Annotated in this window: 2 protein-coding genes; both read left to right on the forward strand. The window is 62.9% G+C overall.

Features of this window, described 5'->3' with window-relative positions:
- The coding region (locus AC1DVA_RS26640) for a response regulator (protein WP_476807889.1) at positions 1-3,847 on the forward strand (3,847 nt) is incomplete at its 5' end.
- 10 nt (positions 3,848-3,857) lie between these two features.
- Positions 3,858-4,166: response regulator (locus tag AC1DVA_RS26645; protein WP_476807890.1), on the forward strand; the 309-nt coding region annotated here is incomplete at its 3' end.

The raw sequence follows: 4,166 nt of genomic DNA on the forward strand, positions 1-4,166 counted from the left end.
GGTTACGCGCGTGGCTCGCGAGGTCGGTACCGAAGGCAAGCTCGGCGGACAGGCGCAGGTCCCCGGCGTCGCCGGCACTTGGAAGGACCTGACCGACAGCGTCAACTCGATGGCCKGCAATCTGACGGCCCAGGTGCGCAACATCGCGGAGGTCGCGACGGCGATCGCGAACGGCGATCTGTCGCGCAAGATCACGGTCGACGTGCGCGGCGAGATCCTGCTGCTGAAGGAAACGCTAAACACGATGGTCGATCAGCTCCGCTCATTTGCCGGCGAGGTCACGCGCGTGGCACGTGAAGTGGGCACCGATGGGCGCCTTGGCGGACAGGCTGTGGTGCCCGGCGTCGCCGGCACCTGGAAGGACCTGACCGACAACGTCAATCTGCTCGCCGCAAATCTGACGACGCAGGTCCGCAACATCGCGGAGGTGACGACGGCGGTTGCCCGCGGTGATCTCTCCCGCAAGATCACCGTCGACGTGAAGGGCGAAATTCTCGAACTGAAGAACACGATCAATACGATGGTCGATCAGCTCAACGCCTTCGCCGGCGAGGTGACGCGTGTGGCGCGCGAGGTCGGCACCGAAGGCAAGCTCGGCGGCCAGGCACAGGTGCCCGGCGTGGCCGGCACCTGGAAGGATCTGACCGATACCGTCAACGTCATGGCGGCCAACCTCACCGAACAGGTGCGCGGTATCGTCAAGGTCGTCACTGCCGTGGCCAATGGCGATCTCAAGCAAAATCTGACAGTCGCCTCCAAGGGCGAGGTCGCGGCGCTCGCCGAGACCATCAACAACATGACGAATACGCTTGCGACCTTCGCTGACCAGGTCACGACTGTCGCACGCGAGGTGGGCGTGGACGGGCGCCTGGGGGGCCAAGCGAACGTCCCGGGCACAGCCGGCACCTGGAAGGACCTCACTGGCAACGTCAATCTCCTGGCAGCGAATCTCACGACGCAGGTGCGCGCCATCGCGGAGGTCGCGACGGCGGTCACGAAGGGAGACCTGACGCGCTCGATCCAGGTCGAGGCTCGCGGCGAGGTCGCCGAGCTCAAGGACAACATCAACACGATGATCGGCAATCTGCGCCTCACCACCGAGCGCAACACCGACCAGGACTGGCTAAAGACCAATCTCGCGCGCTTTACCAACATGCTGCAGGGCCATCGCGACGTCTCGACAGTGGCCCAGATGCTCCTTTCGGAGCTAGCGCCGCTCGTCGGCGCCCAACACGGGGTCATCTACCAGGTCGAGTCCGAGGGCACCTCAGCCGGCCTGAGGCTGCTTTCGGTCTATGCCGACGACCCGGTTAAGGGCCATCCGGAACGACTCCAGATGGGCCAGGGACTGATCGGCCAATGCGCCAAGGATGCACGGCGGATCCTGGTCACGGACCTGCCTCCTACCACCCTACCAATCGGCTCGGGCGTATTCAAGGCACAGCCCCGCAGCGCCATCGTCCTGCCGGTCCTGTCCGAGGGCCAAGTCAAAGCCATCATGGAGCTCGCGACCACAAGCTGCTTCAGCGAGCTGCAAGTTTCCTTCCTCGACCAACTCACCACCTCGATCGGCATCGTGCTCAACTCGATCGAAGCGACGATGCAGACCGAAAGCTTCTTGAAACAGTCGCAGCAACTGGCCGGAGAGCTCCAGACGCAGCAGCGCGAACTTCAGCAGACGAACGAACAGCTCGAACAGAAGGCCCAGCAACTCGCCGAGCGGAATGTCGAGGTGGAGGCCAAGAACCAGGAGATCGAGCAGGCCAGGCGCGCGCTCGAAGAGAAGGCGACCGAGCTRGCCCTAACCTCCAAATACAAATCTGAGTTCCTCGCCAACATGTCGCATGAGCTACGGACGCCGCTCAACTCGATCCTGATCCTTGGGCAGCAGCTCGGTGAAAATCCGGACCGCAACCTCTCCGACAAGCAAGTCGAATTCGCTCGCACCATTCATGCCGCAGGAACCGACCTGCTCAATCTGATCAGCGACATCCTCGATCTCTCCAAGATCGAGTCCGGAACCGTTTCGGTCGAGGCCGAAGAAATCTTCTTCACCAGCCTTCTCGACATCATCACGCGCTCGTTCCGTCACGAAGCGGAAAACCGCAGGCTCTCCTTCGCCGTCGAGTTGTCGCCGGACCTGGACCGCAGCTTCATCACCGATTCAAAGCGACTGCAGCAGATCCTCAAGAACCTTCTCTCCAATGCTTTCAAATTTACCGAGAAGGGCAGCGTCGCGCTCAAGGTTTCTCCGGTCAGCGGCGGCTGGAGCCCGGACAATGCGTCGCTGCGCCACGCCCCCGCAGTCATCGCATTCGAGGTCTCAGATAGCGGTATCGGCATCTCGACCGACAAGCAGCGGATCATCTTCGAAGCGTTCCAGCAGGCCGATGCATCGACCAGCCGGAAATACGGCGGCACGGGACTAGGGCTGGCCATCAGCCGGGAGTTGGCCACCCTGCTGGGCGGCGAAATCCAGCTGCGCAGCACGCCGGGCTCGGGCAGCATCTTCACCCTGTTCCTGCCCTCTAGCTTCGTGGGTGCGGCGCCGATCGCGATGCGCCCGACCGTCGCCGATACGGCTGCAGTATCGATCGCAGCATTGACGGCGGGCCGGCTCGGCGAGAACGCGGCGGAGCAGCTGCAGGATGATCGTCATCGGATTGTACCCGGGGATTCAGTTCTGCTCATCATCGAGGACGATCCCCACTATGCCAGCGTGCTAATCGACCTTGCCCGGGACCACGGTTTCAAGGTGCTCGTCGCCATGCGTGGTTCGGAGGCACTGACGCTAGCACGCCAATACCGGCCAACCGCGGTCACTCTCGACGTCTTCTTGCCAGATATGTTGGGCTGGACGGTGCTGAGCCAACTCAAACAGGATCCCGCGACACGCCACATTCCGGTACAGATCGTCACCCTCGACGAGGATCGCCAGCATGGTCTCGCGCGTGGAGCTTTCGCCTTTATGAACAAGCCGACGACGACGGAGGGGCTCGGCCGCGCCCTCGCCCGGCTGAAGGACTATGCCCAGCCGCGTCGCAAGCAGCTCCTCCTGGTCGAAGACGACGCGCGGGAGCGGCAGGCCGTCACCGGACTGCTCGACCACGATGATATCGACATCGTCAGCGCCGATACCGGCGCGAAAGCGCTCGAAATCCTCAGCGAGGGCGCGACAGACTGCGTCGTGCTCGATCTTAAACTGCCCGACATGTCGGGCTTCGAGGTGCTGGAGCATATCCGTGACGACGCGGCGATCGGCGACGTGCCGGTTGTCGTCTTCACCGGGCGCGAACTGTCGCCGGAGGAGGACACGCAGCTTCACACGATCGCCCGCAGCGTCGTTGTCAAGGGCGTCGAGTCTCCGGAAAGGCTGCTGGACGAGACGGCGCTCTTTCTACACCGGGTCGTGTCGGACCTACCTGCCGCCCAGCAGGAGATGCTGGCGCAGCTGCACAGCTCCGACGCGGATCTTGTCGGCAAGATCGTGCTGCTCGTCGACGACGATGCGCGCAACATCTTCGCGCTAAGCAGCATCCTCGAACGCCGCGGCATGCGGGTGATCACGGCGACGACCGGCAGCGAGGCGATCGCAGCGATCAAGAAAGAGCCGGACATTGCCCTCGTGCTCATGGATATCATGATGCCCGGGATGGACGGATACGAGACGACGCAGGCCATCCGGGCCGATCCCGCCCTGCGCCGGCTGCCAATCATCGCCCTCACCGCGAAGGCGATGAAGGGCGATCGCGAGAAATGTCTGGAGGCCGGCGCGTCCGATTATCTGGCCAAGCCGGTGAACACGGAACAATTGCTATCCGCCCTGCGTATGTGGCTGCATCGCTGAGGGGGCTCCCATGGATCCGGTAAACATTCTCCTGGTCGATGACCAACCGGCGAAGCTGCTCAGCTATGAGGTCATCCTCGGGCAGCTGGGCGAGAATCTGATCAAGGCGCACTCCGGCCGCGAAGCTCTTGAACATCTTCTCCGCAACGACATGGCCGTCATCTTGGTCGATGTCTGTATGCCGGATCAGGATGGCTTCGAACTCGTGGCGATGATCCGCGAGCACCCTCGTTTCCAGAAAACTCCGATCATCTTCGTCTCGGCGGTGATGATGGCTGAGCCGGACCGGTTGCGCGGGTACGAAGCCGGCGCGGTGGAT

Source organism: Allobosea sp. P4_C6, assembly GCF_056402015.1.